Below are 26,542 nucleotides of genomic sequence, written 5' to 3'. Positions count from 1 at the left end.
GACCGTAAAGAAGGATAAATTCATGCACAACGTACCGATTTATGGCAACGAGCGGGTCGACGATTTGCTCACCCATGATTTGCGCATCATTCAAAGCGACGAGGTGTTCAGCTTCTCGATGGATGCCGTGCTGCTGGCGAGGTTCGCCGCGGTTCCGAAATACGGAAAAGTATTGGACCTCTGCAGCGGCAACGGAGTGATTCCGCTGCTTTTGTCGACACGGACGAAAGCGGCGATCGAAGGCATTGAAATTCAGCCGCGAGTGGCCGATATGGCTCGCCGCAGCGTGGAAATGAACGGTCTTACGGAGCGGATTCTCATCCGCGAAGGGGATCTGCGCGAGCTGGTCAATATCACCGGCCATGGAGTGTATGACGCGATTACGGTGAATCCGCCTTATATGCCGCTGACCGGGGGCGACTTAAAGCTTAATAAGCATCAGGCCATCGCAAGGCATGAAATTCATTGCAGCCTGGAGGATGTGGCCGTCGCGGCGATGCGGCTGGTGCGGCCGGGAGGCAAAGTATCGATGGTGCATAAGCCGCAGCGTTTGGCGGAGATTGTAACGGTACTGCGGCAGCACCGGCTGGAGCCGAAGCTCGTCCGGTTTGTGCATCCGCGGGCTGGGGCCGAGGCCAACATGGTGCTGATCGAGGCGCTACGGGACGGCAAACCCGATGTAAGGATACTTCCGCCGCTGATCGTATATGGAGAGGACGGGCAATATTGCCCGGAAATCATGGACATTTATTATGGACCAAAAGAGGGTAGACCATGAACGTAAACGTGCAAAAAAGCTTTGAAGCCGCACCCGGAGAACGGGCGGATTACGGCAAGCTGTACCTGGTCGGCACGCCGATCGGCAATTTGGAGGACATGACCTTTCGCGCCGTGCGGACGCTTCGTGAAGCGGACATCATTGCGGCCGAAGATACGCGGCAGACGCGAAAGCTGCTGACCCATTTTGAGATATCGCCGGGCAAGCTGCTGAGCTATCACGAGCACAATAAGGCGGCGAGCGGACCTGAACTGATCCGGTATATAATGGAAGGAAAAAATTTGGCGCTGGTCAGCGATGCCGGTCTGCCGGCCATTTCCGACCCCGGGAGCGACCTGGTGAGGCTGGCGCTTAACGCGGGCATTTCCGTCATTCCGATTCCGGGGGCCAACGCGGCGTTGTCCGCGCTGATCGTTTCGGGATTGCCCACGGAGCGGTTTATGTTCTTGGGCTTTTTGCCGCGGGACCCGAAACAGCGGGAGAAGCTGCTGACATCGCTGGAGGATGAGGAAAGCACCATGCTGATGTATGAATCGCCCCACCGGTTAAACAAAACGCTTCAGTCCTTGCTTGAGGTGTTCGGTGACCGGAACATCGTGCTGGCGCGCGAATTGACCAAACGTTATGAGGAGATGGCCAGGGGTTCGTTGAAGGCTTGCCTGGGGTGGCTGGAGGAACATCCGCCGCTCGGAGAATACTGTCTGGTGTTAGAAGGTGCGAATCCGGATCGGGTGAAGGAGAAAAAAGAAGCCTGGTGGAAAAATTTAAAAATAGAGGAACATGTGGCGCATTACGAACAGGAGGAGGGATTGACGCGGAAAGACGCGATGAAAAAAACCGCCGCCGACCGCGGAGTATCTAAACGGGATATTTACAATTCATTGCTCTAGGAGCACATAAACCCGCCAGAATATCCCAAAAAATGTTGTACGGCCAAAAAAAAGGGGCCTTCACTAGGCCGGGTTCAAGCCAAGAGAAGGCGCCAAGGAGATATGAAAAAGGTTAGAATTAACAGTTTCAGTAAATCTATTATATACTATAATTCTTAATTTGTCACAGGGGTAGGAAGTTCAGTGATGCATTCATGGCAAACAATTTTGCCTTTGAAGTAAGTGACGTTCTCGGCATTGCCGCAGAAAATGCAGGCGGGCTCGTATTTCTTCAGCATAATCCGCTCGCCGTCCACATAAATTTCAAGCGCATCCTTCTCGCCGATGCCGAGTGTGCGGCGTAATTCGATCGGGATAACGACACGTCCCAACTCGTCGACTTTTCTTACAATACCTGTTGATTTCATCATAACTGATAAGTGCCCCTCTCGCTATAATTTATTAATGTCATTTTTCGACATTGTTCTATCTTTTCTGCTTTTTATAATACCAACCATTGCCAGAATAGTCAACCTATTTATGGCAGAGTTCAGCATAATTTCTAAAAAAATATCTTACATAGCTTCAAGAACTACTTATTTACCTAGGAAATTCAAGGGATGAGCCAATTCGACATTTTGGAAAACAGAGATTTGACTTAATCCGACAAGATTCGACATAACTTGCTAATATCGGTCAAGTTGCCCCTTTATTTTTCAAAAAACTATTTTGACAAAAAAGGAGTGTTAGCCATGCATCGTCCGCTTTCCGAGGAAAAGGTGTTTAAAGATCCCGTACATAATTATATTCATGTACAGGACGAAGTGATCTGGTCCTTGATTAATACCCCGGAGTTTCAGCGTCTTCGCCGCATCCGTCAGCTGGGAACGTCTTATTTGACGTTTCATGGCGCAGAGCACAGCCGTTTTTCCCATTCCCTGGGTGTCTATGAAATTACGCGCCGGATCATTTCGCAGTTTGAGCGCGGGGGCTACGCCGATTGGCCAAGCGAAGAAAGGATGGTTGCCTTGTGCGCCGCGCTGCTGCATGACCTGGGTCATGGTCCGTTTTCGCATTCGATCGAAGAGGCCTTCCAAATGCATCACGAGGATTGGACCTGTAAAATCCTGCTTGGAGATACCGAGGTTGGGGAAGTGCTGCGCACGGTAGAGCCGGATTTTCCGGACAAGGTCGCAGCGGTGATCCGTAAAGATTACCACAACCCGATCGTCGTTAATCTCGTCACCAGCCCGCTGGATGCCGACCGGATGGATTATTTGCTGCGGGACGCTTATTTTACCGGCGTCAATTACGGTACGATCGACGTGGACCGGATTTTGCGGATGCTGCGCCCTTACAACGGCCGGGTGGTTGTCAAGGAATCGGGCATGCACGCGGTGGAAGACTATTTAATGTCCCGTTATCAAATGTATTGGCAGGTGTATTTTCACCCGGTTACCCGCAGCTCGGATATCATTTTGCGGCAGATTTTGCGGCGGGCCAAGGAATTGTACCGGGGCGGCTATACTTTTTCATTTTTGCCTCACCCGCTTCCTTGTCTGTTTCAGGGGGGGATCGGCGTGCGCGATTATTTACTGCTTGACGAAGCGCTGATGCAGACCGCCTTCATGCAGTGGAAAAGCGAGCCGGATGCTTTGCTAAGCGATCTTTGCGGCCGTTTTTTGGACCGGAAATTGTATAAATATGTAGAACTGGAGACAGGCGAACTGGAAATGGTCGAACAGATCCGCCAGGCGTTTGAACAGGCCGGTCTTCATCCCGAATATGACCTGGAAATTGATTTTCCGACCGATCTGCCGTATGATGTGTTCCGTCCGGACGAAGCCGCCGCGGGGAAGCAGATTTTGCTGCTGGACCGGCAGGAGCGGCTGCGGGAAATTTCCGAAGTGTCGGACATCGTCCGCTCGATCAGCGGGCTGCAGCTTGGCAAATACCATTTGTATTATCCGGATAATAAATTACACGCAGTGCGGGATCAATTGCCGCCGGACATCGCCCAAATATTCGAACAAGCACGTTAGGAGGAACGATACGACCATGTTATTCGACACACATACGCATTTGGACGCCCCGCAGTTCGACGAGGATCGGGAGGAAGTGATTCAGCGCGCGATAGAGCAGGGGGTTACGCGCATGATCAACATCGGCTTTAACCGCGAAACGATTCCGTCGACGATGAAGCTGGCGGAAACGTATGATTTCATTTACGCCGCCGTCGGCTGGCACCCGCAGGATGCGATCACGATGAAGGAAGGCGATTTGGATTGGGTCGCCGAGCTTTGCAAGCACGAAAAAGTGGTGGCTATCGGCGAAATCGGCCTTGATTATTATTGGGACACGTCGCCCAAAGACGTGCAGCACGAGGTGTTCCGTAAGCAGATCGGGTTGGCCCGCAGTCTGGGGATGCCGATCTCCATTCATAACCGCGACGCACATGAGGATGTCGTGCGGATTTTGCGCGAGGAAAAGGCGAATGAAGTCGGAGGGGTGATGCACTCCTTCTCCGGCAGCTGGGAAATTGCTAAATTGTGTCTAAATCTGGGATTTCATTTATCGTTTGGCGGGCCGATTACGTTCAAAAATGCAAAGCAGCCCAAAGAGGTCCTGGCCAAAACGCCGCTGGACCGTTTGCTGATCGAAACCGATTCCCCTTATTTAACTCCCCATCCATTTCGTGGGAAGCGGAACGAGTCGGCCCACGTGCGTTTGGTAGCCGAAATGGCGGCCGAGCTGAAGGGGGTCTCTTTTGAGGAAATCGCCGAAATTACCACCCGAAATGCACTGGAACGATTTGGAATACCAAGCATAACGGAGAAAAACCGCTGAAAAAATGAGGATAAACGAAAGATTAATGCTTTTTAACTCAAAACAGCATGTTTATTACATTTTTTTAACCATTTTTTTAAAAAAACGTGGTTGATTGGTTCTTTACAACATGCATCCAAACAGGATAGAATTTTTTCAGTAATCGCTGCGGCTCATTTTTCAGCTTGACGAGCCGTTCGATAACTTGGTTCCGTGAACCAGTCTCGCTGAGTCTCCGCATGGAGAACGGGGGAACCGGCGCAAACATGGATCGGCTGATGCCGGCCAGGTTTGCAAATGATTCCTTTTCAGGGTCTTAGGGGTGAATTCGAGGTCGTTGCGCCATGAGCGAACGAACTGAGAAAGGGCGGCTCTCTTTCGTCCGAACCCGACAGCTAACCTCGTAAGCGTACCAAGAGAGGTAACTCGTGCAGCCTATTACACCTAGACAATCAGGAAGCCACGAAGGGAGTTCCTCTAACTCTTTCTTTGGGCTTCTTTTGTTTTGAATAAAAGTAATAGGGTCGTCATACTGTTGATAAACAGGAGGTGACAAATGCCGATAAAGACTGGGGCAGGGTGCGAAATGCGCGGCTTTGTTTATATTTGAGTTCAAAAGTCAGGGTGGTCTGCTTCGTGATCAAAAGATGACTTTTGAACAACCTCTAAAGCGCGTTTCGTAAACAAGAACTGTAGTCGCGTCAACCGTATCATGCATCGACCTTACGGCGGGACTATGAAGGAGGACGGAAGAAATGGGCATTTTCCGAAACGGGGAGACCCATGAATCACGCTCATCCAGCATGTCTTACGCATTGCGATGGAAGCATGAGAATTTTCGTCAGATTACGCTTGTCGGCGTACTGAGCATCGCAGTAATCATCATCATCCTGATTGGGGCGTTTGGTCAGGAGCGTAAACAAGTATCTCTGGTCATCGATGGAAAGGTTCGGTCGGTGGAAACGACGGAATCGAAGGTGGCGCACCTGCTGGAGGAACAATCCGTTAAGCTTGCGCCGCAAGACACCGTATCGCGTCCGCTCGAGAGCCTGCTTTCGGACGGAGACCGGATCGTGATCGAACGGGCGGTTCCGGTGAAAGTCATCGTGGATGGAACGGCCAAAGTTGACTTTACGACAAAAAACACCGTAAGAGGCGCCATTTCCGAACTGGGCGTCACCCTGAAGCAGGACGATAAAGTAACGCCCGCTTTGGACAGCAAAATTTCCACTAACATGAACATCAAAATTGTTCGCGTTAATAAACACACCGTCAAGCAAGAAGAAGCCGTACCGTTTACCGTTGTCAAAACGGCCGATGAAAGTTTGCCGAAAGGTGAAACCAAGGTCGTTCAGCAAGGCAGAAAAGGGTTGGTTGTCCACACCGTGGAGAAAACTTACGAGGACGGCAAATTCGTGACGAAGCGATGGCTCGGCAAAGAGGTATCCAAAACCGCGCAGCCGAAGGTCATTGCCGTCGGCACCAAGCAGCCGACCGCGGTGTTGTCCGCCAGCATGACCCGCAGCTCGGACGGGGTCAGCGTCAGCGGATTGACAACAAAAGGCGGAGTCTCATTCAAATATAAAAAAATACTTAAAAACGTCACGCTCACCGCTTATTCCTCCGAGGAGGACGGTATTGGAACGCGCACGGCCTCCGGCACCCGCGTTACCGAGGGGCGAACGATCGCCGTGGACAATGATGTTGTGCCGCTGGGCTGGTGGGTCTATATCGAAGGCATCGGCTTCCGGAAAGCGGAGGATACCGGCGGAGCGATTGAGGGCCACAAGATCGACGTGTATTACGACAGCTTAAAGGCGGCTAATAATTTTGGCCGCAAGAAGGGCCGCACGGTTTACGTGATCGGTCCGACAAAACCGGAATTGAATTAATTGGCCCCGCTATCGCTTTATCCGGGGAACGAGATACTTTGAGCGTGTTCAAAAGGCCTTCTTCGTGATAAAAAGATGACTTTTTGAACAACCTCTATTATGATGATGAATAAGACACTTGGATAAGAAGAGGATACGTTCCTCTTCTTTTTGTTGTAAACGGAAGGGAAGAAGACACATGATCAAAGAGGTCATTGTGGTGGAGGGCCGGGATGACACCGTGGCTGTCAAGCGGGCCGTGGAGGCGGATACGATCGAAACTGGCGGCTCCGCGATCAATGAGACGACGCTGCGGAAAATCGCCCTGGCGCAGGAGCGGCGCGGAGTAATCATTTTTACCGATCCCGACCATGCCGGGGAACGGATCCGTAAGATCATCGCCAACCGGGTGCCCGGCTGCAAGCATGCGTTTCTGCGGGAAGCGGATGCGACGAAGCGGGGCGATATCGGGATCGAAAACGCCTCCCCGGAAGCGATCCGCGAGGCTTTGTCGCGCGTGCGCAGCGAGGCGCCGGGAGTAGAGGGCCAGATCGATTGGGAAGACTTGATGACGGCGGGGCTGATCGTGCATCCGGAGGCGGCGGCCCGGCGCAAGGTGCTGGGGGAACTGCTCGGGATCGGATACTGCAACGGCAAACAGCTGTACAAGCGTTTGACGGTGTTCCGGATCAGCCGCGAGGAGTTTGCGGATGCGCTCGCCAAGTTGGAGAATGAAGGGGTACAGAGGCCATGAGCATAAGGGAAGACGTGTCCACGCCGCGGCGGACGAAGGAGATCATACAGCGGTACGGATTTTCGTTTAAGAAAAGCTTGGGACAGAACTTTTTGATCGATCAGAACATCCTTGGCAAAATCGTCGCCGCCGCCGGTCTCGACGCCACTAAAGGGGCGCTCGAAATCGGTCCGGGGATCGGCGCGCTGACAGAGAAGCTGGCGCAGGAAGCGGGCAAGGTCGCGGCCGTGGAAATCGACCAGCGCCTGCTGCCGATCCTGCAGGAGGTGCTGGAGCCGTATCCGCACGTTCGCGTCATTCACGGCGACGTGCTGAAGCTGGACCTTAAGGCGCTGTTTGCCGCCGAATTTTCCGGCGTCAGCGGCGTTAGCGTCGTCGCCAATCTGCCGTATTACGTGACGACGCCGATCCTGATGAAGCTGCTCGAGGAGAAGCTGCCGCTGGAGCATATCGTCGTGATGATCCAGAAGGAAGTGGCGGAGCGCATGGCGGCCTCGCCGGGCGGCAAAGACTACGGCAGCCTCAGCATCGCGGTTCAGTACTACAGCGAGCCGGAGCTGGTCTTTACGGTGCCGCACAGCGTGTTCATTCCGCAGCCGAATGTGGAATCCGCCGTCATCCGCCTGTCGGTACGCAAAGAGCCGCCGGTGGCGGTGGACGATGAGGCGTTTTTCTTCGAGGTGGTGCAGGCCGCCTTCGCCCAGCGGCGCAAGACGATTTCCAACAATCTGAAAAGCCGGTTTTTCCCGGGCGAAGGCCGGGAACGGCTGGAGCGGCTGCTGGAGGCGGCCGAAATCGTCCCGTCGCGCCGCGCCGAAACGCTCGATTTGGCGGAGTTCGCGGGGCTGAGCAACACCTTGCTGCAGGCAGGATTAAAGCGGCCGTAACGGGGCCCGCCGCAGTAACCAATCCCTCCATTTGCCCATACCATGGGATAGAGGTGATTGACTTGACGAATTTGGGAGACTTGGTCGTCCGCAAATCTTACGGCGGGGATGTTACGTTCCGGGTAGCAAGCATCGTGCGGAGCGAAGCGGTCATCAAGGGAACGGAATTCCGGCTGCTGGCGGATGCGCCTTTAAGCGATTTGATCCGTATAGACCGGGACACCCCCGGAGAAACGACGCAGCGCGCGCGCATCAAGGCGACGGAGTCGCTGAAGCGGTTGACCCTGGACCGGAAGCAGCTGGCCGAGCGGAACCGGATGACCATCGGCGGGGAATGGTACCCGATGGGGGAGCCGGCGTATTTTGAAGTGCCGGGCAAAGTGCTTCATCTGGACGGGGATCAAAGATATTTGCAAAAAAGCCTGAGCTTGTACGAAAAGCTGCGGGTGCCCGCACAAGGCTTCTATGTTACGGAGTCGCAGATGGCCAGCGCGCTGTACCGTCTGCTGCCGACGGTCCGCCCGGATATCGTGGTGCTGACCGGTCATGACGGCGTTTTGAAGCATCGGCCTACCGGCGATCTGTACAATTTGACCAGCTATAAAAATTCCAAGCATTTCGTGGAGGCCATTCAGACGGCCAGACAATACGAACGCAATTTCGATTCGTTGACGATCGTGGCCGGCGCCTGCCAGTCGCATTTTGAGGCGTTATTGCAGGCGGGGGCCAATTTCGCCAGTTCCCCGGGCCGCGTGCTGATCCACGCCCTGGACCCGGTGTATATCGCCGCCAAGGCCTCACTGACGTCCATACGCGATACGATTCAAATTACGGATGTCCTGAACCATACGATCAGCGGCACGCAAGGCGTCGGAGGGATCGAAACGCGCGGCAGCTACCGGATCGGCCTGCCCAGGCTGAAGGATTTGTCCACGCTTAAAGTTGTGCCTTCCATGTGAGAGCATGCTAACCGGAAGTTCCAAGTTTTTCCTTGGGGCTTCCGGTTTTTTTATGCAAAAATAGGATATTCCAAACATAATTTTGGCCGTTTTCAGACAATAAGGGCGCTCTGGTCCCTTAGCAAGCCGCAGGGTAAGCCTAGCCCCCGTTTCCATGGCCGCCCGTCTTTGGTACCGATTTTTAGGTTGCGTCAAAAATAAGGACAAAAAATGTCTTTATCTCAGCGATATCGTTTATTCGAGTGAAATAGAGGACATTTATGTGGTTATTTTCCTCCTCCCCTAGGTAATACCAATGTTCTGGGGCATTCATAGGAAAATAAGTACATGAAATGCCGCTAATGAGGATGAACATGCTCCGATCTCCGGACATAAGTACATAAAATGCACTAGCGTTGCATAAAACCTAACGCGAATAATCAAATATTAGTTAAATATGGGTAATTATGATCATTTTTCATGGAAAAAGCATAAAAAATCTCCTATTGTAAAGAGGTAGGTACGTTGTCCATAACTCTCTACAAAAGGAGACCATCCATGGATAACGTTAAAGCTAAAACGGTCATTCGTCAACTGATTTCCTTACTGCCCATCGATGTGCATCAACGTTTACTCTTCGACCATTACACCAAGAAACTTACCACGATGAAAGCGATCATGCTCTTCATCAATGCTCAGTTGAAACAATGGTCATCTTACGGTGAAATGGAAATTGCACTTCGTGCTGAGCCGAAACTTCAGCAGCTTCTACAGTTGGAGAGTATCAGCGGCTCGCAATTATCCCGAAAACTCGATCAGATCCCAACGGAGCTGTTGGAGTGGATGTTTCAGCATCTGGCATCACAAACACAGCAACGTGCTTGCCACCAGGGCCAGAGCGGGAAATTGCACATCATTGATTCTTCCAGCATTCGACTGCCGCTTCAACTTGGAAGTTGGGCCAAGATGTCAAATAAGAGTAGCGGCGTCAAGATGCATCTGCGCCTCGTTGTTACAGCTCCCGACAAGCTATTTCCTGATGCCATGATCCCCAGTTCGCTCAATGTAGGGGATCGTGCGGGGGCCGTTGAACTGGTCGTCCCCTCGGATGCGATTTATGTGATGGATCGCGGTTATGATGATTATGCCCGGATGGATCAATGGGTCCAGGACAACATCCAGTTTGTGATCCGTATGCGAGATCGCGCGCTTGCCACCGTCATTGAGGAGTATCCTGTTCCGGAAGGCTCGAACATCACGCGGGACGCCAAGGTTTGCGTGGGCAGTTCCTTCCGATCCATGGAACATTCCGTTCGTTTGGTGGAGTTTTATGACGAGCAGGAACGGACTTATCGTATTTTTACATCGGTATGGGATAAGACCGCTGAAGAAATCGCGCAGATCTACAAAAATCGCTGGCTCATCGAGTTGTATTTTAAATGGCTGAAGCAACATTTGCGATTGAAGAAGCTGCACAGTCATAAACCACAGGCTATTTGGAACCAATTATTCTTGGCTTTAATTACTGCCTTGCTCGTGGAGCACATCCGGCACAGCACCCAAACGGCAAAAACAAACTGGCAAGTGCTCCGGATTCTCCGCGAGTATTTGTACCGTTCATGGCGATCCTTTCGAACCGAACTGGATCGGAAACCCAGTCGAAGTAGTCCGGGGAGACGTCCGGGGTCAGGTCCCAAAGCGTTATCGGTGCGCACAATGGTTGGGATAATTAAGCCAAGCAAGTTCAAGGAATAATATCCATTATATACATTTAATGGGACATCGCGACCTACGCATTAGGTAACCTTGACTTTTTGGTCTTAAGCTTAAAAAATGACTGTAAAAAAATCCATTTATAGTTTCAATAATCCAAATGTGGGTTTTGCTGAAAATTGATGTTAGTGTTCTTGCAACGCTAGTGCATAAAATGCCGTTATTATATAGGCCGGCGGTCGCTCATTCCGGCAGCTTTATTTGTTCGGGAAGGCCGCGTCAGGTCATGTCGAAAAAAATTCATTGACATTAGTTTTTCCATGCTGATATAATTATTTATTTTGATTTGACAAAGATTCTCCTTTCCTGTATAATGGTTTAAGAAAGAAGGTGGTCACAGGTAATGGCTAAAAATGCGCTGTCGGAAATCAAGCATAGTCTCGACGCCCACGTTGGACAAAAAATTATGCTTCGGGCAAACGGAGGTCGCCGAAAGACCATCGAACGCACCGGAGTATTGGAGGAAACCTATCCTTCGGTCTTTATCGTGAAGCTGGACCAGGAGCATCAGACATTTAAGCGTGTGTCTTACAGTTATGCCGATATACTAACCGAATCCGTTGAGGTCATGATTTGCGACGACAACAACGAGGTGCGGATTTCGTATATTAAACCGTGAACATCATGATGAATTACAAGCAAACGGCTTCCGCCATCGGCGGGGCCGTTTTTTACTGCTGCCGGGCAGGGCGGATGCTTATCAGGCGCTGACGCGAAGCTGCTGTACTCGAAAGGATCAGCCGGCGCGGGGCGGCAGGCTTTTTTTGGGCGGACAGGATTGCCGCTGTCACCGTATGAACGGGTGCGGGCCCACGCATACTAACCATTGTTCCATATCCAGACCCCAAAGGAGGACTGACCATGTCGCGCAGAAGACGAAGCGTAATGTCGGAGGACCTGAAGGTCGAATTAGCCAAGGATCTGGGATTTTACGATACCGTGAAGCAGGAAGGCTGGGGCGGCATCAAAGCGAAGGATGCGGGAAATATGGTAAAGCGGGCGATCCAGCTCGCCGAACAGGCTGCGGCAAAGCAGCAGCAATAGCGGCTAACAAATTTGGCGGACGAAGCTTCCCTGGGGGAGCTTCGTTTTTTTGCCCGGATGAAGTAAGATAGTGTAAGATGAATGTTGATCTTTCGCGCATAGACGGACTGCGGAGTATTTTTTAAAATAAAGGAACGGTAAGGATTGCTGAAGGTAGGTGAGGGCCTTGAAAATTTACGAGAAAGCGCCGGCAAAAATCAACTTGATGCTCGACGTAATACATAAACGTCCGGACGGCTACCACGAAGTCGAGATGATCATGACGATGGTTGATCTCGCCGACCGGTTGGAAATGAGCGCCCTCCCGCGGGATACGATTATTATATCGAGCCAGGCCGGATATATTCCGCTTGATGAGAAGAACCTGGCCTTTCAGGCCGCGAAGCTGATCAAGGAACGGTACAACGTGCGCAGCGGGGTGTATATCCATCTCGACAAGAAGATTCCGGTCGCGGCCGGTCTGGCCGGCGGAAGCAGCGACGCGGCGGCGACGCTGAGGGGACTTAACCGGCTTTGGGGACTGAACATCTCCGAGGAAGAGCTGAAGAAACTCGGGGCGGAGCTGGGGTCGGACGTGCCCTTTTGCGTAACGGGAGGGACGGCGCTGGCCACGGGACGCGGCGAGGTGCTGACGCCTTTGCCGAACCCGCCGCAATGTTGGGTCGTTCTGGCAAAGCTGCCGATTAACGTATCTACGGCCGAGGTGTACGGACGGTATCGCAACGAACGGATCCAAAAGCATCCCTCGGCCGAACGGATGCGGACGGCCCTGGAGAGCCGGTCTTTTCCGGGAGTGTGCCGGGAGCTGGGCAACGTTCTGGAGAGCGTGACGCTGCACATGCATCCCGAGGTCGCCCATTTGAAAGAGACGATGCTGCGCCTGGGCGCTGACGGTGTGCTGATGTCGGGAAGCGGTCCGACGGTGTTCGGGCTCGTCTCCAAAGAAGCGAAAGTGTCCCGGATTTACAACGGGCTGCGCGGGTTTTGCAAAGAGGTTTACGCGGTGCGTCTTCTTACCTGAACGAAAAGCGTTTTGGTTCTTAAGCACGAAGCGGCTCACCCCACATGAAAATGAAGAACAAGCTTGGACAAATCCGTACAAAAATGTTATAGTTTCAATAAAATATTCGGATTTTAGCGAGGGGTACTTCGTGAAAAAATTGAAAAGAAGCGCTCGTTTAGTGGAGATGACCCACTATTTGTTGGCCCGGCCGCATCATCTGATCCCGCTGACGACCTTTGCCCAGCGGTACGGGGCCGCGAAATCGTCCATTAGCGAGGATTTGGGCATTATTAAAGAGGTTTTTGAAGAAGAGGGGATCGGCGACTTGCTAACGCTGGCCGGAGCCGCCGGCGGCGTTAAATATGTTCCGAGAGTGGGCCGCGAGCAGGCGCTTGTCTTTATCCGCGAGCTGTGCGACAAGCTCTCGCAGCCGGATCGCATTTTGCCGGGCGGTTATTTGTATATGTCCGACCTGCTCGGGCAGCCGGGTTTGATGAATGAGGCGGGCAAACTGTTCGCCACCGCCTTCGGCGATCTGGAGATCGACTGCATCATGACCGTGGAAACAAAAGGGATCCCGCTCGCTTACGCTACGGGCGCCGAGCTGAATCTGCCGGTCGTCCTGGTGCGAAGAGACCATCAGGTTACGGAGGGGTCGGCCGTAAGCATCAATTACGTGTCCGGATCGCACAAAAGCCTGCATACGATGACGTTGTCCCGCCGGGCGCTCAAAGAACATTCGCGCGTGCTGATCGTTGACGATTTCATGAAGGCCGGCGGCACCATTCAAGGGATGGTCGACCTGCTGGACGAATTCAACGCGAAGGTTGCGGGGGTCGGCGTGTTGGTGGAATCGGGGGAAGTGGATTCCGAGCAGCGGCTTCTGCGCGATTATGTGTCGCTGGCGACGCTCCGGGCGGTGGATGCCAAAGGCAAGGAAATCTCCGTGGAGCCTGGAAATTATTTTTCCAAATTCGGGTAAGCAGAAACATGTCGATAAAACCGCAAAACTGAAAATTTTGCGACGAAATGTGTCGAAAACCCCGTCATATCAAAAAAAATCGAGAATTTAAGGCATTTTGTTCTTGAAAAAAAAAGGATTTCCGTTTGCTATGTGGAATATTACACCAAGTCTCTGATGGAAAAAGGTGGTGAACACATATGCAAATTACGGATGTAAGACTCCGCCGAGTCAGCTCTGAAGGCAGAATGAAGGCCATAGCATCCATTACCATCGATAACGAGTTTGTCGTTCACGACATCCGCGTCATCGACGGGAACAATGGAATGTTTGTAGCTATGCCGAGCAAGCGCACGCCGGACGGGGAGTTCCGGGATATCGCGCATCCGATTTCCTCCGGTACCCGCGAGAAGATTCAAGCCGCTGTTTTGGCTGAATACGAACGTGCGGCCGACCAGGAGGAAGCTATTGAAGAAGGGGCGTAAGTCGCATTTTTAATTCTTGACCAATTGGGGTTCGAGGAAAAGGGAGCCATGAGTACATGGCTCCCTTTTCTTTTTGCGGTAAATGAGATATATTCAGTAATGAGTTTAAATGAGAGTTCAAAAAAACAGGTTTTCAGCACCGAAGCTTAAGAGAGAAGGAGGCCGGGGCCTTGAAAAAATTAGCGATTGTTCTTGCCGCAGGTCAGGGGAAACGCATGAAGTCCAAGCTTTATAAAGTGCTCCATCCTGTGTGCGGCAAACCGATGGTCGGGCATGTTTTAAGCGCGGTACAGCAAGCCGGCTGCGAACGAACCATCGTCGTTGTCGGCCATGGTGCCGAAGCGGTTAAATCATACCTTGGATCATCGGCGGAGTACGTGCTGCAGGAGCAGCAGCTGGGAACCGGTCATGCGGTGAAGCAGGCTGGTCCGCTGCTCGCCGGAGAGGAAGGTACGACCGTCGTGATTTGCGGCGATACCCCTCTGGTGACCGCGGAGACGCTTGAAGCGCTGGTCGAACTTCATACCCGCAAGGGTGCAGCGGCTACCGTGCTCACGGCCAAAATGGACAATCCTCAAGGGTATGGCCGGGTGATCCGTGGAGAGAACGGTACGGTCGAGCGCATCGTCGAGCAGAAGGACTGCTCGCCGGAAGAGGCAGCGGTACAGGAAATCAACACAGGCACTTATTGTTTTGATAATGCGAAATTGTTTGCCGCTTTGGAGAAAGTGACCAATAACAACGCGCAGCAGGAATATTACCTGACCGATGTCATCGGCATTTTGGTACAAGCCGGCGAAATCGTGGAAGGGTATGCGGCGCAGGACCACCGGGAGTCGATCGGCGTCAATGACCGCGTTGCGCTGGCCGAAGCGGAAGCGGTGATGCGCGAACGGATCGTTCGGCGTCATATGCTGGGCGGCGTCACGGTGATCGATCCGGCGTCGACTTATATCGGGGCCGATGTGGCGATCGGTTCGGATACGGTGATTTATCCGGGAACCGTGCTTGCGGGGCGGACGGTCATCGGCGAGGATTGCGTGATTGGGCCGGCGTCTCAAATCGAGGATAGCGTGATTCATGACGGCGCGAAGGTGAAGCATTCGGTTCTGAGCCAGGCGGAAGTCGGCAAAGAAACGACGGTGGGGCCGTTCGCTTATTTGCGTCCGGGGGCCAAACTTGGCGCCAACGTCAAAGTGGGCGATTTCGTCGAGATCAAGAACGCGACCTTGGACGACGGAGCGAAAGTCTCGCATCTGAGTTATATCGGCGACGCCAAAGTCGGCAAAAACGTAAATATAGGCTGCGGCGCGATTACCGTCAATTACGATGGTTATAATAAATCCATTACGGAGATTGAGGACGAAGCCTTTATCGGCAGCAATGTTAATCTGATCGCGCCGGTGAAGGTCGGGAAAGGCGCTTATGTGGTCGCCGGTTCGACCATTACGCATTCCGTTCCCCAAGGCGATCTGGCCATCGCGAGACAGCGGCAGGAGAACAAGCCGGGTTACGCCGAGAAAATCCGCGGCCGCGCAAAAGCCAAAAAACAAAATAAGCAGGACTCTTAAGCCGTTTTATCATAGGATGTAGTAGCAATTGTCGGAATGAATTTTTCGGAATGAGGATGCAGTGACCATTTCTAATGACGGGGTAGCTGGAAGGCGGGTTCAGCGGTTTGATTCCCTTTCGCTATCTACACAGCACGGAGGGTTTTAATTTTATGACTTATTGTGATTCCAAATTAAAGATATTCACCTGTAACTCCAATCCTAAGCTGGCTCATCAGATCGCGGATTATATCGGAATTCCGATGGGCGATTCGGAAACGACCAGTTTTAGCGACGGCGAAATTCAGGTCAAGCTGTCGGAGAGTGTCCGGGGCTGCCACGTCTATGTCGTACAATCGACGTGTGCTCCCGTCAACGACAATCTGATGGAGCTGCTAGTTATGGTGGATGCCTTGAAAAGAGCTTCGGCCAAAAGCATCAACGTGGTTATCCCGTATTACGGCTATGCCCGCCAAGACCGGAAGGCCCGTTCGCGCGATCCGATCACGGCTAAGCTGGTTGCCAATTTGATCGAGAAGGCCGGCGCTCACCGCGTCATTACGATGGACCTGCACGCCATGCAGATTCAAGGCTTCTTCGATATCCCGGTGGATCATATGCTCGGGGTGCCGATTTTGGCCCAGTATTTCCGGTCCAAACATATCCCGAATCCGGTCGTCGTATCTCCGGACCACGGCGGGGTGGTGCGCGCCCGCAAGCTGGCGGATTTCCTGAACGCCCCGCTGGCGATCATCGATAAACGCCGTCCGGAGCCCAACGTCAGCGAAGTTATGAACATTATCGGGAACATCGAAGGCAAGACGGCGATTCTCGTCGATGATATCATCGACACCGCCGGAACGATCGTGCTTGGCGCGAATGCGCTGAAGGAGGGCGGCGTGGAAGAGGTTTACGCCTGCTGTACGCACCCCGTGTTGTCCGGCCCGGCGATGGAACGGCTGGAGAATTCTCCGTTGAAGGAAGTTATTGTAACCGATACGATTCCGATTACGCATCCCAATCCGACGAGCAAGCTGAAGGTGCTCTCCGTCGCTCCGCTTATGGGTGAAGCGATTATTCGCGTGCACGAAGAGCTGTCGATCAGCAAGCTGTTCGAGATCGAATAAGGAAAAGGCTACTGCACACAGGGGTTGCATCCTCCCGCCGGAGGGTGTAACCCCTATCGGTGTGTTTGCCGGGGGATAGATAAGGCTCGTTTGGGCGTAAAATGGGCGATTTGGGCGAAATCTATTGGATATTTCCAAGTGGGGGCTCAAAATAGCGGCTGATATCCGCCAATCTATTGGAGTTTTTCCAAGTGAGGGTGCCGGGAAGAGCCTTAAGGTGCTGCCAGCTGCCACAAACGTAGGAGGTATATGGAACAAATGAAATGGATCGTAGGTCTCGGAAACCCGGGGAAACAATATGAGAAAACGAGGCACAATATCGGTTTTATGGCCGTGGATGAACTGGCGCGGCGGCACGGGATCGAGATCAAGCAGAGCAAATGCAAGGCTTTGATCGGCGAAGGGGTGCTGCCGGGCGGCAAGGTCGTATTGATCAAGCCGATGACGTTCATGAACCTGTCCGGCGAAGCGGTTCGCGCCTACATGGATTATTACAAAGCGTCCCTGGAAGATATGATCGTCGTATACGACGATCTCGATACCGAGATTGGGCGCAACCGGCTGCGTTATCAAGGCAGTTCGGGCGGCCATAACGGAATTAAATCGATTATCCAGCATACCGGAACACAGGTGTTCAACCGCATACGAATGGGTATCTCCCGCCCGGAGCCCGGTTATGCGGTGGTGGATTATGTGCTTTCCGGGTTTGCCAAAAAAGATCAGCCGCTGCTGCAGCAATCGATCGAAGCGGCGTGCGATGCGCTGGAGTACAGCTTGGACCACACGTTTGAGCAGACTATGGCCAAGTTTAACGTATAAATGCCGGGTTATGGACCAGCGCGGCCGACGGGAAGTCGGCCGGAAGCCTAATCCGCGTTTTGCTGCCGTTCAAGGTCAGGGCTAAAAGGAGCCAGTCTGGGGCATACTGGAGACATAATGAATCTTCAGGAGGCATATAGATGGCTATAAATTACGTCTGCCGGCACTGCCGGACGGTGATTGGTAGAATAGAGGCCCCCCAGGTCACGGAAGCCCAACTAGGCTTTCATTCCTTGACCCCCGAGGAACGGCGAGATATAATAGCGTATGATTCGAACGGCGAAATGACGGTTCGGGTGATCTGCGATTACTGCAGGGAAGCGCTGGAGCAGAACCCGGAGCTGATGCTGCTCGTGAGTCCCTTGCAATGAGCGGGGGCGAAGGCCGATGAAGAATGAACAATTTACCGGTTAAAGCGGTTATAGAGCCTTGGCACGTTTGCTGAGGCTCCTTTTTGGTTCGTGTAAACACATTGTCCTGCCCGGTCAGGTCAATAGATTGAATAAGCAGTAAGAGAGGTGCCACACTTGCTACAAGCGCTAATAGAAGCTTTTTCCCGGGATACCGACTTTGCTTCGATGGTCGCCGGCGTCAACTCCGGTATGAAGGAGCAATTGCTCTCGGGGTTATCCGGTTCGACGAGACAGGTGATGCTGGCCGCGCTGCACCAGGAGGTGAAGCGACCGCTCCTTGTCGTAACCCACAATATGTTCGCCGCCCAAAAAATTTATGAAGATTTACAGGAAGCGCTCTCACCGGACGAAGTGCTGCTTTATCCCGCCAACGAGCTGGTCGCCGCCGAATCGGCCGTATCCAGCCCGGAAACGCTGGCCCAGCGGATCGAGGTGCTGCTGCAATGCTCCCGCGGCTTTCGGGGCGTTGTGGTGGTGCCTTATTCCGGCATCCGCCGGTTTATTCCCACGCCGGAAACAATGGCAGAGGCCGGACTTACGATTACCCTCGGAGGGACGATTCAGCATGGCGACTTCCTGAACAAAATGATCGAGCTTGGCTACGAACGTGTAGAACGGGTTGAATCCCGTGGGGAAATGAGCCTGCGCGGAGGAATCATCGACTTTTACCCGCTGACCTCGGCGATGGCTTACCGGGTGGAATTGTTCGATGACGAAGTCGATTCCATCCGCACCTTCGATCCGTCCGACCAGCGTTCGGTGGACCAGGTCAAGGAAGTGTTCGTTCCCCCTTGCAAGGAATTGATCGCTTCCCCGGACCGGCTGGAGGCGGCGGCTCAAGCCGCGTCCGAACGCCTGGATCGGCAGCTTGAAAAAATGGCCGACCGCCAGGCGAAAAACAAGCTGCAGGAGGAAATCGCCAAGGAGATCGAGCTGCTGCGGGAGCATGTGTATTTTCCGGAAATCTATAAATATATTTCTTTGATCTACCCTGAAAGAAAAACGTTGTATAACTATATGCCGAGCGACACGCTGCTCATCCTGGACGAACCGGCGCGCCTGCTGGAGACGGCCAAGCAGCTGGAGCGCGATGAATCGGAGTGGAATCTGCATTTGCTGCAAAACGGCAAAAGCCTTCCGGAACTGCCGCTGGCGGTGGAGACCGACCATGTGCTGTACCACCGTCCGTTTCAAACGCTGTTTCTGTCCTTGTTCCTGCGCCAGGTTCCGCACTCCCAGCCGCAGAACATTCTCAACTTCGTTAGTCGGACGATGCAGGACTTCCATGGGCAAATGAACGTGTTGAAGGCGGAAATGGAACGCTGGAAAAAAAGCGGCGCCAATGTCATCATGCTGGCTAGCGGCGAGGAACGCATGGACCGGATGCGGCGGGTGCTGCAGGATTACGGGATCGAGGAGCCGACACTGCTGAAGGGCAATCTGCAGTCGGGCTTTGAGCTGCCTTCCGTGCATCTGGTTGTCATCACCGAAGGGGAGATGTTCTCCCAGAAGCAGCGCAAAGTGCGCCGCGTCGCCAGCAAAAGCATGGACAACGCCGAACGGATCAAAAGCTACACCGAGCTGAAGGTCGGCGATTACGTCGTTCACCAAAACCACGGGATCGGCAAATATATGGGGATCGGTACGCTCGAGGTCGGCGGGATCCACAAAGACTACATGCATATCATGTATGCCGGCGGCGACAAGCTGTCCGTTCCGATCGAACAGATCGACATGATTCAGAAATACGTCGGTTCCGAAGACAAAGAGCCAAAGGTCTACAAGCTCGGCGGCAATGAATGGCAGCGGGTGAAAAACAAGGTCCGCTCCTCCGTGCAGGATATCGCCGACGATCTGATCAAGCTGTATGCCGAGCGGCAGGCGGCGCCGGGGTATGGCTTCGAGAAGGACTCGCCGGAGCAGCAGGAGTTCGAAGGAATGTTTCCTTACGAGGAGACGCCGGACCAACTGCGGGCCATCGAAGAAATCAAAAAGGACATGGAAAAAAACCGGCCGATGGACCGCCTGCTCTGCGGCGACGTTGGCTACGGAAAAACGGAGGTGGCGATCCGGGCCGCTTTCAAAGCGGCGATCGAAGGCAAGCAGGTCGCGGTGCTGGTGCCGACCACGATTTTGGCGCAGCAGCATTACGAAACGTTCCGCGAACGGTTTGCCGGTTACCCGATCAATATTCAGACGCTGAGCCGGTTCCGCAGCCGCAAGGAGCAGAACGAGACGATCAAGGGGCTCCGCCAGGGCACGGTGGACATCGTGATCGGGACCCATCGGATATTGTCCCAGGATCTGGTGTTCAAAGATTTGGGCTTGCTGATCGTCGATGAAGAGCAGCGGTTTGGCGTAACGCATAAAGAGAAGCTGAAGAAGCTGAAAACGAATGTGGACGTGCTTACCCTGACGGCGACGCCGATCCCGAGAACGCTGCATATGTCGATGCTTGGCGTACGGGATTTGTCGGTCATCGAAACGCCGCCGGAAAACCGGTTCCCGGTGCAAACCTACGTGGTCGAATACAGCCAGGCGCTGGTGCGCGAAGCGATCGAACGCGAAATGGCCCGGGGCGGGCAAATCTACTACCTGTACAATCGCGTACAGGGAATTCACGAGATGGCGGCGCAGATCTCGGCGCTCGTCCCGGATGCCCGCGTAGGCGTCGGTCACGGGCAGATGTCCGAGCAGGAGCTGGAGAAGACGATTCTCGACTTCCTCGACGGGGAATACGACGTGCTGGTCAGCACCAGCATTATCGAGACCGGCGTCGACATTCCGAACGTCAACACGCTGATTGTGCACGATGCCGACAAAATGGGTCTGTCGCAGCTCTATCAGCTGCGGGGCCGGGTCGGCCGGTCCAACCGGATCGCCTATGCATACTTTACCTACCAGAAAGACAAATCGCTGACCGAAGTGGCCGAAAAGCGCCTGCAGTCGATCAAGGAGTTTACCGAGCTCGGCTCCGGCTTCAAAATCGCCATGCGCGACCTGGCCATCCGCGGCGCGGGCAATTTGCTGGGGGCGGAGCAGCACGGCTTCATCGCCTCCGTCGGCTTTGACCTGTATTCGCAGATGCTGGCCGAAGAAATCCAGAAACGCAAAGTGACCATGCTCGGAGAAGCCGAACCTGCGGAAACGCATTGGAATACGACGATCGATCTCGGCATCGACGCTTATCTGCCCTCGGATTATATTTACGATAGCATGCAAAAAATTGAAATTTACAAGAAAACGGCTTCCGCAACCTCGTTTGAGGACGTGGCGGAGCTGGAGGACGAGCTGCTTGACCGTTTCGGGGAATTGCCGGAAGCGGTGCAGAACCTGCTGTCCGTAGCCAGGGTGAAGTTGTACGGCAAGAAGTACGGCATCGAATCGATCGCATTGCGTGGAGAAGAAGTTACCGTCAAGTTCTACGAAGGCCGGGAACAGACGATCGTACCCGCCAAGCTCGCGGAAGTTGGCAATCTGTTCGGAAGACGTGTACAATTTATTCAAGGGTCCGTGATGCTGATTCGGATCAATATCAAAGGAATGGACGACAAAGCGTTGATGGGCTTGTTGGAGCAATTTCTGAATGCCCTGAAGGATGCGTTCAAAGCGAAAGGGGAACTACAAGATGTTTCAAAGTAAAAGGCGTTCCTGGCAAACGCTGCTGATTGCCCTTGTGGCGGTGCTTGCCTTTACCATCATGGCGGGATGCGGGAAGAAGGATGTTGTCGCCACTTACGAGGGCGGGGAGATCACGGCGAAGGAATTTGATTTGGACCAGCGCATCTTGCTGGCGGTTTCGCCGCAGGCGGCACAACTGCTGCAGATGGACGAATTCCGCGAGTATCTGCTCAAACAGGAAATTGCGTACAAGTATTTGGCGGCGAAAGCCGATGACAAGACGGCGGAAGCCGGGAAGAAAAAGGCGGAGCAGCAGCTCGAAATGATGAAGGCCTCCTACGGCGGCGCCGATGCGTTCAAAAAAATGCTGGACGCCCAGAAAGTGTCCGAGGCGGAAGTCAAAGATTATTTCAACCGCCTTTACATCGCTATGGAAAACGAGGAGAACAAGGTTACGGAAGAAGATATGAAAAAGGAATTCGAAGCGGCGAAGGAAAACTTCACGACGGCTTCGGTCCGCCATATCCTGATCGGGTTTACTGATCCAAACGGCAAGCAACGCTCCGAAGAAGAAACGCTCAAATTAGCCAAAGACGTCAAGGCCAAATTGGACAAGGGCGAGGATTTCGCCACCCTGGCCAAAAAATACTCCGAGGATCCGGGTTCCAAGGACAACGGCGGATTGTATGAAAATGCCAACGTCAGCGGATGGGTTGAGGAGTTTAAGCAGGCTGCCTTGACCCAGCCGATCAACGAAATCGGCGATCCGGTCAAAACAAGCTACGGGTACCATATTATCCGCGTCGAATCGCGTAACGAGAAAAAATACGAGGATTTGACGCAGGATGAAAAAGACCAGCTAAAAATGTCCGTTGCATCCCAAAAAGTGGACGAGTTCATGGCTGGGGATCTCGAGAAGAAGATCATCAAGAAAATTAATCTTCCGAAAACGGAAACCCCGAAGAACAACAGCGGCAACGCGGCGAATAACGGCGCAGGCGCCGGAAGCGGGGCCGGTACCGGTACGAATGCAGGCGCAGGTACGGGCACAAACGCGGGAACCGATGGAGCCGGAAACGCCGGGGCGTCGGGGAACAGCGGCGGCGGGGCCGCCAACAATTCCGGCGCGGGAACCGGCAGCGGCAATGCCGGAAAATAAACGACGATGGCTTGAGGAGGGCAGCTGCTGAGCGGTCGCTGACTTAGCGGTAAAAAAGGGCCTTATTTTCGTCAAAAAGAGGGACATACCAGAAATAAAGGTTTTTTTTACCGCTATTATAGAGGGATGAGGAAAAAAGATGCTTTTTTTCAAGCTGGCTCCCCAAATAAGGGAAAAAAGTTCCGCTATTTAACCCAGAATGGATAAAATCTCAAAATAGCGACATAAATTACCGCTGTTTCCGCTAACAGAAGGTTGCCTCCTTATCCCCCCTTCCCACGCAGCGCATCAAACTAACCGCCGGAGTGAATTTCTCCGACGGTTTTTCTTAACCAGACATTTACGGGGAGGGGGGGCTATTTTTAAAAATGATGGTTCAATATGATGAATAAGGTGCACTTTAGGGATGAATACTAAGGACAGAATCACAGGTACACCAAATCCCTACCCGCCTCAGGCATCGGTCAGCGGCATTTCGCAAGCTTGGATCGCACTTTTGTCTGCGTCCGGCAGATTTTTGCATAAGAGATCGTATATAGAACTGGTTTTTGTTTAGGCTATATCCGAGAAGCAGTAGTTCAAAACTTCTAAGAAAGCGGGGCAACATGTGACATGAAAGCTACTGGTATTGTACGCCGTATTGATGATTTGGGCCGCGTCGTCATCCCTAAGGAAATTCGCCGGACTTTGCGGATTCGTGAAGGAGATCCGCTGGAGATTTTTGTGGACCGCGATGGAGAAGTCATTTTGAAAAAATATTCGCCGATCGGCGAATTGGGCGATTTTGCCAAGGAGTATGCCGAGTCGTTGTACGAAAGCACGGGACATGTTACGCTGATCTCTGACCGGGATACGCTGATTGCGGTGGCGGGGGCGTCGAAAAAGGAATATTTGGACAAGCCGATCAGTACGCTGCTGGAAAACAGCATGGATGGGCGCAAAATCCTAATGGAAACGGAAGCGAGCGAATTCGAAATTACGAAGGACCATCCGGAGAACATTTCGTCTTTCGTCATTGCGCCGATTATTGCCGGAGGCGATCCGATCGGGACCGTCGTTTTGCTAACGAAAGACAGTTCCGTGAAGATGTCGGAGTTGGAGTCGAAAATGGCGGAAACGGCCGCAGGCTTTCTGGCCAAGCAAATGGAGCAGTAAACGAGACTCCTTTCACCTGTGTCATTCTCAAGCTTACACACCCCCGATTTACGCGGCGGCCGGCCGTTCGGAGCGGATGTGTAAGTTTTTTGCGTTAAACCGCCGAAAATTGGCCGCAACCCATGGTTTCGTCATATAATGGAACCTGCAAGCTTTGGCATGTCCATTATCTAAAGGTGCAAAGAAAGGGAAACCATGAAAGAACCTGGCGTTACCCTGGCTTCCAAGCTCCTGAAGGGAGCGGCGATCCTAAGTTTGGCGGCGATTTTGACCAAGCTGCTGGGCACTCTGCAGAAAATACCGCTGCAGAATATCGGAGGCGACGGGGTTTTTGGCATTTACAATACGGTGTATCCTTTTTATACGCTGCTCATTACGCTGACCACATCGGGTTTTCAAGCCGCCGTGTCTAAATTTGTGGCGGAACGCCATGCCGTAGGCAACGTACCGGAACAACGCGAGGTTCTGCGGCTGGCGGCGGCCATGATGATGGTGTTCGGCGCGGCGGGCGCAATCCTGCTGTACTTTGGAGCTCCACTGCTGGCGCGTTTGATCGGCAGCAGCCTGATCGTCCCGGCCTTGCAGGCGGCCGCGCCGGCGCTGCTGTTTTACCCGGTCAGCGCCGCGCTGCGGGGGTATTATCAAGGCCTGCAAAATATGCTGCCGACAGCCGTATCGCAGGTCACCGAACAAGCGGTGCGGGTCACCGTCATGATCGTGCTGCTGCTCTATTTGAGCCGGATGTCGGCGGGCGACCCCGCGCTGGCCGGCGGCGCGCTGGCCGGCTCATCCGCGGGAGCGGCCGCCAGCCTGCTGATCATGCTGCTGTATTGGCGGTTTGCGAAAAGGGGACCCTTGGAATCGTCGCCCGAAGAACCTGCACGGCAACGTAATTTTCCGCCGTCAAAGGGGAGACGGGAGCTTTTTCCGGCGCTCTTGAAATACGCGATTCCGATCAGCCTGGCCGCTTTGGCGGTCCCGTTGATCAGCCTGGTGGACACGTTCTCGCTGCCGCGCCTGCTGAATGTCCATGGGGACGAGATACGCGTTATGGGGCAGGTAGGGATATACAACCGGGGCATCCCGCTCGTTCAGCTCGTGACCATGCTGGCCACTTCTTTGTCGGTGCTGTTTATCCCGGCGATGGCCGAACTGCGGATGAAATCCGACACCGCCGCCATACGCAGGCAAACGCAAACCGCGCTCCGCTGGTTTTGGCTGATCGGGCTGGCGGCGTCCCTGGGGCTGGCGCTGCTCGCGGAGCCGATCAATGTGATGCTCTATGAGGACGCGGCCGGCAGCGCCACGTTTGCCTGGATCGCCTGGACGGCCGCACCCGGCGCGCTGATGGTCGTGACCAGCGCGCTGCTGCAGGGCCTCGGCGCCCAGCGCGCTCCGGCGCTGCACCTGCTCGCGGCGGCGCTGCTCAAGGCGGCGCTGAACGCGCTGCTGGTGCCGCGGCTCGGCATCACCGGCGCGGCCATCGCCGGCATCGCCGCCTATGGCGCGGCCGCCGCGCTGAACGCTGCGCTGCTGCTGCGCCGCGCGGGGCTGCGTCCGCGCCTGCGGGACGCGCTGCTGCGCCCGGCGGCGGCCCTCCTGGCGATGGCCGCCGCCGTGACGGCGCTGCGCCTCGCCGTCGCCGAGCTGCTGCCGCCCGGCCGTACGGCGGCCGCGGCGGAGAGCCTGCTCGGCGTGCTGCTCGGCGCAGCCGTGTTTGCCGCCGCGGTGCTGCGCGCGCGGCTGCTCAGCGCGGCAGAGCTTAGCGCCCTGCCGCGGATCGGCCCGAAGCTGCTGGCGCGGCTTCGGAAGCTGCGTCTGCTGCCGTAGCACGTTCGGCGCAGACGCTCGCTGCCGCGGCTTCGGAAGCTGTGTTTGCCGTAGCACAGGCCGGCATATACGCTCGCCGCCGCGGCGGTGCCGCCCGCCAGAGGCCTAACCGAGGCCTAACCGCGATCATTGCCTCAGGCCATGGTGGCAGCCGTCCAGACCACTGAAGCACGAGCTCCCTGGCCCCCAGGCTTTAACGGACACCAGAGCTCCTAAGCGCCCAATTTTCCGCCTGATTCCGCTCTAACGGACAGGTGAGACGTTAATTAGTCCAAATGGCTGCCAAAACAGCAAATTTTCCCACTAACGTTGCATTAAATCCGGCAAGATACATTTTCTCGCCACCACGTTCTAACGGTTGCCACAGCCGCTATTAGCTCCAATAACGCCGTTTTCATATTCTAACGCTTGCCATAGCGCTTATTTAGCTAAAACCCGGCGATTTGGGCTCAGATTTGAGCAGATAACCGCGCTCACAACCGTTAAAATTTAGAAAGGGTCTTTTTTGGCAAAATAGCGACTAATACAACCGTTGCTATGAACGTTTTTGTCAAGCCCTCCGTGTGAGAGGTGCCTGAGCACGTGGCGCGAGAGCAAAAATGCGAGCGACGGTCGGCACGCTGCTATCCGTGGGTTGGTACCACATGTTATGCCTTCGTCAAGGAGAGCTCTTGCAAGC

At 53.9% G+C, this 26,542-nt stretch carries 23 protein-coding genes and 1 riboswitch; of the genes, 22 read left to right on the top strand and 1 reads right to left on the bottom strand.

All coding sequences use genetic code 11. The features are described 5' to 3' along the window. The first annotated feature begins 22 nt into the window (after positions 1-22). Together NYE74_RS03055 and rsmI are read left to right on the top strand one after the other, a co-directional pair. Complete coding sequence (locus NYE74_RS03055; RefSeq protein WP_036618148.1) at positions 23-778, top strand: tRNA1(Val) (adenine(37)-N6)-methyltransferase; 756 nt, start codon at positions 23-25, stop codon at positions 776-778. Further along, on the top strand, positions 775-1,668 hold the full coding sequence (rsmI, locus tag NYE74_RS03050; RefSeq protein WP_036618147.1) for a 16S rRNA (cytidine(1402)-2'-O)-methyltransferase: 894 nt from the start codon (positions 775-777) through the stop codon (positions 1,666-1,668). Before NYE74_RS03055 ends, rsmI begins: the two co-directional genes overlap by 4 nt. Before the next feature lie 155 nt (positions 1,669-1,823). On the opposite strand, the gene NYE74_RS03045 is transcribed toward rsmI, so the two are convergent. After that, on the bottom strand, positions 1,824-2,078 hold the full coding sequence (locus NYE74_RS03045) for an AbrB/MazE/SpoVT family DNA-binding domain-containing protein (protein WP_009226360.1): 255 nt from the start codon (positions 2,076-2,078) through the stop codon (positions 1,824-1,826). 321 nt (positions 2,079-2,399) lie between these two features. Between NYE74_RS03045 and NYE74_RS03040 the strand changes: the two genes are divergently transcribed. From NYE74_RS03040 to NYE74_RS02945, 20 genes are all read left to right on the top strand, one after another. Next, a complete protein-coding gene (locus tag NYE74_RS03040; RefSeq protein ID WP_270619958.1) occupies positions 2,400-3,689 on the top strand; it encodes an HD domain-containing protein in 1,290 nt (429 codons plus the stop codon). A 16-nt stretch (positions 3,690-3,705) separates the two neighbouring features. Beyond that, positions 3,706-4,494, top strand: a complete 789-nt coding sequence (locus tag NYE74_RS03035) for a TatD family hydrolase (protein ID WP_316561659.1) — start codon at positions 3,706-3,708, stop codon at positions 4,492-4,494. A 194-nt stretch (positions 4,495-4,688) separates the two neighbouring features. After that, positions 4,689-4,899, top strand: a riboswitch (cyclic di-AMP (ydaO/yuaA leader). A gap of 329 nt (positions 4,900-5,228) precedes the next feature. Continuing rightward, a complete protein-coding gene (locus NYE74_RS03030) occupies positions 5,229-6,365 on the top strand; it encodes a 3D domain-containing protein (protein ID WP_036618144.1) in 1,137 nt (378 codons plus the stop codon). A gap of 178 nt (positions 6,366-6,543) precedes the next feature. After that, on the top strand, positions 6,544-7,098 hold the full coding sequence (rnmV, locus tag NYE74_RS03025; RefSeq protein ID WP_036618143.1) for a ribonuclease M5: 555 nt from the start codon (positions 6,544-6,546) through the stop codon (positions 7,096-7,098). Continuing rightward, entirely contained in the window at positions 7,095-7,985 is an 891-nt protein-coding gene (rsmA, locus tag NYE74_RS03020) for a 16S rRNA (adenine(1518)-N(6)/adenine(1519)-N(6))-dimethyltransferase RsmA (RefSeq protein ID WP_036618142.1), read from the top strand. Before rnmV ends, rsmA begins: the two co-directional genes overlap by 4 nt. Before the next feature lie 62 nt (positions 7,986-8,047). Further along, positions 8,048-8,944: a sporulation peptidase YabG gene (gene yabG / locus NYE74_RS03015; RefSeq protein WP_036618140.1), complete on the top strand. Its 897-nt coding sequence runs from the start codon at positions 8,048-8,050 to the stop codon at positions 8,942-8,944. A gap of 537 nt (positions 8,945-9,481) precedes the next feature. Continuing rightward, positions 9,482-10,678: an IS4 family transposase gene (locus NYE74_RS03010; RefSeq protein WP_115311341.1), complete on the top strand. Its 1,197-nt coding sequence runs from the start codon at positions 9,482-9,484 to the stop codon at positions 10,676-10,678. A 361-nt stretch (positions 10,679-11,039) separates the two neighbouring features. After that, on the top strand, positions 11,040-11,315 hold the full coding sequence (gene veg, locus NYE74_RS03005) for a biofilm formation stimulator Veg (RefSeq protein WP_036618138.1): 276 nt from the start codon (positions 11,040-11,042) through the stop codon (positions 11,313-11,315). A gap of 242 nt (positions 11,316-11,557) precedes the next feature. Further along, a complete protein-coding gene (locus NYE74_RS03000; protein WP_036618137.1) occupies positions 11,558-11,740 on the top strand; it encodes a small, acid-soluble spore protein, alpha/beta type in 183 nt (60 codons plus the stop codon). 166 nt (positions 11,741-11,906) lie between these two features. Continuing rightward, positions 11,907-12,761 (top strand): 4-(cytidine 5'-diphospho)-2-C-methyl-D-erythritol kinase, encoded by an 855-nt coding sequence (ispE, locus tag NYE74_RS02995; protein WP_036618136.1) that lies wholly within the window; start codon positions 11,907-11,909, stop codon positions 12,759-12,761. A gap of 130 nt (positions 12,762-12,891) precedes the next feature. Continuing rightward, a complete protein-coding gene (gene purR, locus NYE74_RS02990; protein WP_036618135.1) occupies positions 12,892-13,725 on the top strand; it encodes a pur operon repressor in 834 nt (277 codons plus the stop codon). A gap of 179 nt (positions 13,726-13,904) precedes the next feature. Continuing rightward, complete coding sequence (spoVG, locus tag NYE74_RS02985) at positions 13,905-14,189, top strand: septation regulator SpoVG (RefSeq protein ID WP_036618134.1); 285 nt, start codon at positions 13,905-13,907, stop codon at positions 14,187-14,189. A gap of 170 nt (positions 14,190-14,359) precedes the next feature. Further along, positions 14,360-15,760: a bifunctional UDP-N-acetylglucosamine diphosphorylase/glucosamine-1-phosphate N-acetyltransferase GlmU gene (glmU, locus tag NYE74_RS02980; protein ID WP_278738791.1), complete on the top strand. Its 1,401-nt coding sequence runs from the start codon at positions 14,360-14,362 to the stop codon at positions 15,758-15,760. 152 nt (positions 15,761-15,912) lie between these two features. Continuing rightward, positions 15,913-16,866, top strand: coding sequence for a ribose-phosphate diphosphokinase (locus tag NYE74_RS02975; RefSeq protein ID WP_036618130.1), 954 nt, complete (start codon positions 15,913-15,915; stop codon positions 16,864-16,866). A 258-nt stretch (positions 16,867-17,124) separates the two neighbouring features. Further along, positions 17,125-17,685 carry an aminoacyl-tRNA hydrolase gene (gene pth / locus NYE74_RS02970; RefSeq protein ID WP_036618128.1) on the top strand — a complete coding sequence of 187 codons (561 nt, stop codon included), beginning with the start codon at positions 17,125-17,127 and terminating at the stop codon, positions 17,683-17,685. Positions 17,686-17,825: 140 nt separating this feature from the next. Then, positions 17,826-18,056: an anti-sigma-F factor Fin family protein gene (locus tag NYE74_RS02965; protein WP_036618126.1), complete on the top strand. Its 231-nt coding sequence runs from the start codon at positions 17,826-17,828 to the stop codon at positions 18,054-18,056. 156 nt (positions 18,057-18,212) lie between these two features. Beyond that, a complete protein-coding gene (gene mfd / locus NYE74_RS02960; protein WP_341004578.1) occupies positions 18,213-21,740 on the top strand; it encodes a transcription-repair coupling factor in 3,528 nt (1,175 codons plus the stop codon). After that, positions 21,727-22,878 carry a peptidylprolyl isomerase gene (locus NYE74_RS02955; protein ID WP_036618122.1) on the top strand — a complete coding sequence of 384 codons (1,152 nt, stop codon included), beginning with the start codon at positions 21,727-21,729 and terminating at the stop codon, positions 22,876-22,878. The genes mfd and NYE74_RS02955 overlap by 14 nt, the downstream gene beginning before the upstream one ends. A gap of 612 nt (positions 22,879-23,490) precedes the next feature. Further along, the gene (gene spoVT, locus NYE74_RS02950) at positions 23,491-24,033 is read left to right on the top strand and encodes a stage V sporulation protein T (protein WP_326047818.1); all 543 of its coding nucleotides are present in this window, start codon (positions 23,491-23,493) and stop codon (positions 24,031-24,033) included. A gap of 195 nt (positions 24,034-24,228) precedes the next feature. After that, positions 24,229-25,863 carry a polysaccharide biosynthesis protein gene (locus NYE74_RS02945; RefSeq protein WP_124333641.1) on the top strand — a complete coding sequence of 545 codons (1,635 nt, stop codon included), beginning with the start codon at positions 24,229-24,231 and terminating at the stop codon, positions 25,861-25,863. The last annotated feature ends 679 nt before the right edge of the window (positions 25,864-26,542 follow it).

Source organism: Paenibacillus sp. FSL P4-0127 (genome assembly GCF_038007325.1).
Taxonomy (GTDB): domain Bacteria; phylum Bacillota; class Bacilli; order Paenibacillales; family Paenibacillaceae; genus Fontibacillus; species Fontibacillus macerans.
The sequence above is the reverse complement of the archived record's forward strand: the minus strand, read 5'-3'. Positions and strand labels throughout refer to the sequence as shown.

What these genes read in the sequence shown, in the direction of transcription:
- NYE74_RS03055 (WP_036618148.1), top strand. Translation starts at nt 23, where the DNA reads ATGCACAACGTACCGATTTATGGCAACGAGCGGGTCGACGATTTGCTC.
- rsmI (WP_036618147.1), top strand. Translation starts at nt 775, where the DNA reads ATGAACGTAAACGTGCAAAAAAGCTTTGAAGCCGCACCCGGAGAACGG.
- NYE74_RS03045 (WP_009226360.1), bottom strand. Translation starts at nt 2,078, where the DNA reads ATGATGAAATCAACAGGTATTGTAAGAAAAGTCGACGAGTTGGGACGT.
- NYE74_RS03040 (WP_270619958.1), top strand. Translation starts at nt 2,400, where the DNA reads ATGCATCGTCCGCTTTCCGAGGAAAAGGTGTTTAAAGATCCCGTACAT.
- NYE74_RS03035 (WP_316561659.1), top strand. Translation starts at nt 3,706, where the DNA reads ATGTTATTCGACACACATACGCATTTGGACGCCCCGCAGTTCGACGAG.
- NYE74_RS03030 (WP_036618144.1), top strand. Translation starts at nt 5,229, where the DNA reads ATGGGCATTTTCCGAAACGGGGAGACCCATGAATCACGCTCATCCAGC.
- rnmV (WP_036618143.1), top strand. Translation starts at nt 6,544, where the DNA reads ATGATCAAAGAGGTCATTGTGGTGGAGGGCCGGGATGACACCGTGGCT.
- rsmA (WP_036618142.1), top strand. Translation starts at nt 7,095, where the DNA reads ATGAGCATAAGGGAAGACGTGTCCACGCCGCGGCGGACGAAGGAGATC.
- NYE74_RS03010 (WP_115311341.1), top strand. Translation starts at nt 9,482, where the DNA reads ATGGATAACGTTAAAGCTAAAACGGTCATTCGTCAACTGATTTCCTTA.
- veg (WP_036618138.1), top strand. Translation starts at nt 11,040, where the DNA reads ATGGCTAAAAATGCGCTGTCGGAAATCAAGCATAGTCTCGACGCCCAC.
- NYE74_RS03000 (WP_036618137.1), top strand. Translation starts at nt 11,558, where the DNA reads ATGTCGCGCAGAAGACGAAGCGTAATGTCGGAGGACCTGAAGGTCGAA.
- spoVG (WP_036618134.1), top strand. Translation starts at nt 13,905, where the DNA reads ATGCAAATTACGGATGTAAGACTCCGCCGAGTCAGCTCTGAAGGCAGA.
- NYE74_RS02975 (WP_036618130.1), top strand. Translation starts at nt 15,913, where the DNA reads ATGACTTATTGTGATTCCAAATTAAAGATATTCACCTGTAACTCCAAT.
- pth (WP_036618128.1), top strand. Translation starts at nt 17,125, where the DNA reads ATGAAATGGATCGTAGGTCTCGGAAACCCGGGGAAACAATATGAGAAA.
- NYE74_RS02965 (WP_036618126.1), top strand. Translation starts at nt 17,826, where the DNA reads ATGGCTATAAATTACGTCTGCCGGCACTGCCGGACGGTGATTGGTAGA.
- NYE74_RS02955 (WP_036618122.1), top strand. Translation starts at nt 21,727, where the DNA reads ATGTTTCAAAGTAAAAGGCGTTCCTGGCAAACGCTGCTGATTGCCCTT.
- spoVT (WP_326047818.1), top strand. Translation starts at nt 23,491, where the DNA reads ATGAAAGCTACTGGTATTGTACGCCGTATTGATGATTTGGGCCGCGTC.
- NYE74_RS02945 (WP_124333641.1), top strand. Translation starts at nt 24,229, where the DNA reads ATGAAAGAACCTGGCGTTACCCTGGCTTCCAAGCTCCTGAAGGGAGCG.